At 37.3% G+C, this 2,499-nt stretch carries 2 protein-coding genes; both read left to right on the top strand.

Annotated elements, in window-relative coordinates; genetic code table 11:
- On the top strand, positions 1-622 hold a 622-nt coding region (locus CALSC_RS03760), incomplete at its 5' end, for a DUF1822 family protein (RefSeq protein WP_235006670.1).
- A 20-nt stretch (positions 623-642) separates the two neighbouring features.
- A partial coding sequence (locus CALSC_RS03755; protein WP_143288139.1) for a CHAT domain-containing protein occupies positions 643-2,499 on the top strand: 1,857 nt, incomplete at its 3' end.

Genomic DNA, 2,499 nt, shown 5'->3' with positions numbered 1-2,499 from the left:
ATTAGACGATGGCTCACTTAGACTCAAGAGAATTGAGGAAGGCTGTATGGAATTAATTTTTGATGGTTCTCAAGAAAGCCTAAAAAAGCTGGATGCTCTGTTTAAATCGGGACAATTGCCAGAAATCTTAGATATTCCTGTGCAAGAGGTGCGGGATATGGATGGTGCTGTTTCACCTGAGCAAACTTTAGTCAACTTGAGCCAATGGCTGCAAAATGTGATTGATAGTAGTTGGCAAACTTTAGAAGAGGTTTTGGGTAGCAAACAGCAGCAGTTGGTTTTTGCTAGGGGTGATTTTTCGGTTGAAACTGTTGTGCGATCGCAACCAATTGAGTTAGCAATTCAATCTTCCGCAGTTTTAGTAGCTTTAGTAGTTGCTGTAACAGCTACGTCTGCTACAAATCGAGCCATCCGCTTGCAAGTACATTCAACTACTGATAAAAATTTGCCCCAGGGTTTAAAGTGTGCTGTACTCGATCCATCAGGAAACAATATTTTAGAAGTCCCAGCTCAAAAGAATGATAAATGGATTCAATTAGATATTAATGGCAACCCTGGAGAGGAATTCACTGTAAAAGTGCAGATGGATGATGCCATAGTAACCCGTAATTTTATGATTTAACTACCTGTAAGGGGGAGAAGATGGGTAAGTTAGTTGTCATAAATTTAGTCGGAGGAGATTTTGAACGAGGTTTTGTTATCTCCTTGCAAATTTGGACAGAAGGCGATCGCAAATGGATCGCTGAAGCTAAAGGTAAACTCCCTCCAGCGAAAGAATTACTCGAACATTATAAATATTGGCAATTAAAGTATCGCCATCACGTTTCAGGTAACTATTCGGCTCGCATGAGCGTTACTGGTGGAACCGATACCACTATCATCTCCGATATCAAAAAAGCTAGCAAGCAATTAAAATCTAGTTTAAATGATTGGCTAAAAGCTGACTATGATTTTAGTCCAATTCGAGAAAAATTATTTCAAACTCTCAAGGATGAAGCTGAAGAAATTAGAGTCATCTTTGACACAAATAATCCAGAGTTAGAACGCTTACCTTGGCATTTATGGGATGATTTTTTTAAACGTTATCATCGGGCTGAAGTTGCTTTATCTTTACCTGTAAATAAAAACCCAATAGTAAGTTCTATCAATCATCAAGTAAAAGTTTTAGCAGTTTTTGGGAGAGATACCAGAATCAATCTCCAGAAAGACTGGGAAATGTTGAAAAAACGATTAGGTGAAGACTCTAATGCTGCACTCATTAATATAGATAAGCCTAGCTTAGAGTCTTTATGTGAACAAATTGAGGAACATAAACCACAAATTCTATTTTTTGCTGGTCATAGTCGCAGCGAAGAAAGCGGAGAGAATGGTTTTATTGATCTAAATGATGAAGAAAGTATCACTATAGATAATTTAGAACCAGAACTCAGGAAAGCTGTTAAATGGGGTTTACAGTTAGCAATTTTTAATTCCTGCGATGGATTGGGAATAGCACGGCAATTAGCTTTACTAAAAGTCCCAAATATTATAGTTATGCGCGAGCCTGTGCCAGATGAATTAGCACAGAAGTTTTTACAGCGTTTTTTAGAAGTATTTGCCTGGGGAAAACCTTTACATTTGGCAGTGCGAAGGGCTAGAGAAAGAATAAATCGATTAGAAAATAAATTTCCTGGTGCGACTTGGTTACCAATGACCTTTCAGAATCCATCAGAGCCACCTTTAACTTGGCGAGCGCTCGGTGGTATTGAAATTAAACAACCATCCAATCATAATTCTGTTGAAAATTTAGGGACAGAGACAGAAAATGCTAGTCACATACCTTGGCTACAAACTTTCTTTTCTCCTACTATTAAACCAACACCATTATCACAAGTAAAGGGTAAAACAATTACTTGTAAAAATGGGCATGAAAATTTATCCACGAATAATTTTTGTATCCATTGTGGTGTACCTTTAAATAATGTCTTGATTTGTAGTAATGGTCATGAGAATAATGTGAATAATAAATTTTGTTCCGTCTGTGGCGAGCAGTTGCAAAGAACATCTACTGTAATTATATCCACAGATGAATCAACATCAATTCAAGCAACAGCAATACCAGCACCTACACAAGCACCGACACCACCAGAAGTTACACATTTATCGGGAATAACAGGTGGTAATTTCCAGACAATTCCTGAAAACTCATCTGCCAATATCGGTAATATATTATCAGGGCGCTATAAAATTACTCAAATTTTGGGACAAGGAGGCTTTGGTAATACTTTTATTGCCCAGGATATGAATCTGCCAGGTAATCCTTTGTGTGTTGTCAAGCAATTAAAGCCAGTACAAGCAGATCCCCATATTATGCAGGTTGCAAGAAGATTATTTGATACTGAAGCAGAAATTCAATATAGATTAGGAAGGCATGAGCAAATTCCTAGTATTTTTGCTCATTTTGAAGAAAAACAAGAATTCTATTTAGTTCAGGAATATATTGAAGGTCACGATCTTAAG

The sequence above is a fragment of the Calothrix rhizosoleniae SC01 genome, assembly GCF_900185595.1.
Classification (GTDB): domain Bacteria; phylum Cyanobacteriota; class Cyanobacteriia; order Cyanobacteriales; family Nostocaceae; genus Calothrix_A; species Calothrix_A rhizosoleniae.
The sequence above is the reverse complement of the archived record's forward strand: the minus strand, read 5'-3'. Positions and strand labels throughout refer to the sequence as shown.